The 3,928-nt window shown below is 74.1% G+C and carries 2 protein-coding genes; both read left to right on the top strand.

Translation table 11 applies throughout. The features are described from left to right. Positions 1-830: 830 nt before the first annotated feature. Positions 831-1,964 carry a ScbA/BarX family gamma-butyrolactone biosynthesis protein gene (locus tag AB0M11_RS41125; protein WP_365714076.1) on the top strand — a complete coding sequence of 378 codons (1,134 nt, stop codon included), beginning with the start codon at positions 831-833 and terminating at the stop codon, positions 1,962-1,964. Positions 1,965-3,089: 1,125 nt separating this feature from the next. Then, positions 3,090-3,683 carry a hypothetical protein gene (locus AB0M11_RS41120; RefSeq protein WP_365714074.1) on the top strand — a complete coding sequence of 198 codons (594 nt, stop codon included), beginning with the start codon at positions 3,090-3,092 and terminating at the stop codon, positions 3,681-3,683. The last annotated feature ends 245 nt before the right edge of the window (positions 3,684-3,928 follow it).

Below are 3,928 nucleotides of genomic sequence, written 5' to 3'. Positions count from 1 at the left end.
CCGGGTTGGCGCCGCGCCCGGGCCGGCCGGGCCCGGCCTGCCCGGGCGGGAAGGTCCTGTCGCCCCGGCCCGCCGCGTCTTTGGTGCGGGTGGTCTGGCCGGTTGTGAGCCGGCGGTGGGCTGGCAGGCGTGGGGAACGGCGGGGCTCGGGGACGGTGCGGCTGCGTGGTGCACGCGCGGTCCTGGCCGGTGCGGGGCCCGTTGGGGCGGCCGTGCCGTGGCCGGCGGGTGGGCCGATGCCGGTCCGGTCTGGTGGGGTCTGTCAGGAGGCCTGGGGGAGGGCGGGTGTCCGCGAGTCGGGTTGTTGGTTTTTTGCCGTGCACGCGCGGCTCTGGCCGGTGCGGGACCCGGCAGATGACCGTGGGGGAGGGTGGAGGGGCGGCGGAGGTCCGTGGGCTGGTTCACTGCGGCGCCGCCGGCCACGCGGCTCGTTCCCCTGGTGGGGCCGGTGGCGCCGGCTGTGCTGCCCGGCCCCCGGCCCCCCGGCCCCCCGGCCCCCGGCCCCCCTGCCGCCCGGCCCCCCGGCCCCCCGGCCCCCGGGCGGGCTCCCGGCCCCGGGGGGCCTTGCTGTGTTGTTCCGGCCGTGTAGCCGGTTCCGGCTCGCCTCCTGGCGGGGCCCTGGTGGTGGTTCCGGCCGTGTGGTCGGCGGTGCCGTCGGCTGGCGCGGGGGTGGTTCTGGGGTGCTTGTGGGGGTGGTGTGGGGGTGGGGGTGATGTCCTGGACGGGGGTGGGTGGCTGGAAGTGTGCGGTGGTTGCGGGGCGGGGTTCGGGGACCTTGTATATACCTTCTGGTAGGTATATTTTTTGGCCCGCGTCGTGGGTGTCAGCCCGTGGAAGTGTCGGATGTGGTCACAGCACTGGGGGGGATCATGGATCGTGTTATGTCCGGGCGGGTGCCGGCCGGGTCGGTGGCGGCGGGGTCGGTGACAGCCGGCCGGCCGCTTGCTTTTGTGCAGCCCATTCCGCGTCATCTGGTGCACCGGGCGTCGGTGGCGGAGGTGTATCTCACCGATGCGGTCGCGGTGGCGGGGGAGGGGGACCGTTTCCTGGTGGCGGCGCAGTGGCCGCGGGACCATGCGCTGTACCACCCGGACGGGAACGGGTGCGCGGATCCGTTGCTGTTTGCTGAAACGATCCGGCAAACGTTGGTGTTTCTGGCGCACGAGCACTACGGGGTGCCGTTGGGGTACCGGTTCGTGGGGCGGGACATGGAGTTCGAGATCAGTGAGCCGTCGGTGCTGAAGGTGGGTGCGGTGCCGCTGCCGGTGGTGCTGGAGGTGTCCTGGGTGTGGGTGGACCACCGGCCGCCGCAGCGTTACGGGATGCGTGTCGAGGCGGTTCTCACCGTCGGCGGGGTGCCGTGCGGGCGGGGGAGTCTGCGGGTGGTCGCGGTGGACGAGAAGCGGTACGGGCTTCTCAGGCGGCGCGGGAGCCGCCCGGCCGTGCCCTCGCCGGGGGCTGCAGTCCAGCCGGATCTGCCGGAGCGCCCGGTTCTGCCGGATCGGCCGGGGCGGGGGGTCGTGCCGGAGCGGGGGGAGCGGTTGCCTGCCCACCGGGTGGGGCGGTTGCGGGCCAAGGACAGTGTGCTGAGGACGGGCGGGCGGGAGGGGGAGTGGGACCTGGATGTGGATCTGGGTCATGCGATTCTCTTCGACCACCCCACCGATCATGTTCCGCTCATGGTGCTGCTGGAGGGCTTCCGTCAGCTGGGTTATCTGCAGACCAGCCAGGGGGAGGGGGCTGTCCCGCACACGCTGACCGGGGTGTCCGTGACCTGTCTGGCTTTCGCGGAACTTGATGTGCTGGTCCGGCTGGTGATGACGGGGCACCGTGCGTCGGCCCGGGGCGGCAGTCCGGCGCTGCTGGGGGCGCAGGCGGTGCAGTCCGGTGTGCTGCTGTCGACCGTGTCGATGTTCTGGACGGCTGACAGCAGCACGCCGGCGGCCGTTTCTGGCGCCGTCTGACGTAGGGCTGCTCTGGTGGCCGCCCCGGCGCCGTCTGGGGTGCGCGTGTTCGTGTGGGTGTGGCGGTGCCGTCTGGCCGCCCGGGGGTGTTGTGCGCTGTGCTGGCCGCATGCGCCCGTGCTGGTCGTGTCCGTCCGTGCTGTTGTGGTTCGGGGCCCGGAGTGTGCGGCTTGCTCGGGGCGGCGGGGTGGCGGTTGCGTTCCCTGTGATGTGCAACGGCATGTGCCCAGGCCTGCCGAACCTGCGTCCGTGTCCGCGACGTGGGGTGTCCGTGACATGTGAGGAGTCGTCATGAGTGCTGCCGACGGGCCCACCCGGGAAGTTTCTGCCGGGCCCCTCTCCCCGTCTCCGTTCCCGCTTCCGTCCGCACCCGTGTTCCGGCCGGCTGCCGCACCGGCGTCCGTGCCCGTGCCCGGTCCTGCGGCCGTGTCCGCACCCCTGCCCCCGCCGGATTCTCTGTCCGGGCCCGGGGCCGTGTCTGCGTCTGTGCTCAGGTCCGACTCCCTGTCTGTGTCCGGACCCGTGCCGGGGCCCCTGTCTGTGTCCGGGGCCGCGGCGTCGCCCGCGTCCGTGTCCCCGTCTGGGTCGGCAGCCGTGTCCGGGTCTGGGGTGGGGGTGGGGTGGGGTCTGGTGGATCGTGCGGTGCGGGTGGCGGGGGTGGCTGGGCGTTTTGCGGTGTGGGCTGATGGGGAGCGGGGCCTGCATTCTGAGGTGGTGGGGGTGGTGGGTGAGGCGGGTTTTGCCCGGCATTTCGTGCCGGGGTGTTGGGGTGGGGCGGAGGGTACGTTCGGTGAGCTGGTGCGTGCGGTGGCGGGTGTGGGTGAGGGGTGTGCGTCGGCTGCGTGGTGTGCGGGGCTGTGGGCGGCGCACGGCCGGTTTGCGGCGTTTCTGCCTGTGGCGGGGCAGCGGGAGTTGTGGGGGAGCGGGCCGGATGTGTGTATCGCTGCGGGGGTGATGCCGCCGGCGGGTGAGGCGGTGCGGGTGGGTGGCGGCTGGCGGCTGGAGGGTGAGTGGGAGTGTGTCAGCGGTGCGAGGTGGGCGCGGTGGTTTCTGCTTGCGGCCCGGGACGTTTGCGGTGCGGGGGGGACGGCGCGGGTGTTCTTGGTGCCGCGGGAGGAGGTTGTGGTGCGGGAGGTGTGGCACAGCACGGGGTTGCGGGGGACGGGCAGTGACACGGTCGTCGTGGCGGGGGTGACGGTGCCCGGTCGCCGTGCGTTCGTGCTGGCGGATCTGCTGGCGGGGACGGGCGGGCCGGGGCGGGCGCGCTGTCACCGTGTGCCCGCGCAGATGGGCGGTGGTCTGTTGTTCGCCGCGCCGGTGCTGGGTTGCGCGCGGCAGGCTCTTCAGGAGTGGTCGGTGTGGGCGTGCGGGCCGGGTGAGGGTGCTCCTGTGCGGGGGCAGGCGGGTGTGCGCGAGACGCTGGCGCGTTCGTCGGCGGAGATCGATGCTGCCGGGCTGCTGCTGGAGCAGGCCGCGCTGCGGGCCGACACCGCTGCGGTGTGCGAGGCGGTCGTCGCCCGGAACCGGCGCGATGCCGCTTTCGCCGTGGACCTGCTGGTGTCGGCTGTGGAGCGTCTGTTCCGCACGGGGGGCCGGCATGCGCGTACCGACAGCGGCTGCCTGCAGCGGTGCTGGCGTGATGTGCACACGGCCGCGGGGCACGCGGTGCTGCGCATGGAGGCGGCGGCGGATGCTTATGCGTGCGCGGTCTGTGACTGACGGGCGGGGCGGGTGTCTGCGCGCAGCAGGTGGGCGGCGCAGGCCGACGGCGGGCGGTGTGGTCGCAGTCCGGGAGCGGGGGCGGGGGCGGGGGTCACTGGCTTGAAGCTGCTCACCGGGGGGCGGGGTGCCTGTTGAGGGGGCGCTCGTGCCTGGGAGATGGGGGCCGGGGGGGCCGGGGCGGGGGGGGGCCGGGGGGGCGGGGCGGGGGGGGGGGGGGTGGGGGGGCCCCCCCCGCCCGGGGC

It is taken from the genome of Streptomyces sp. NPDC051987 (assembly GCF_040680735.1).
In the GTDB taxonomy this organism is placed as follows: Bacteria; Actinomycetota; Actinomycetes; order Streptomycetales; family Streptomycetaceae; genus Streptomyces.
This window is presented reverse-complemented; position numbering and strand designations above follow the sequence as displayed.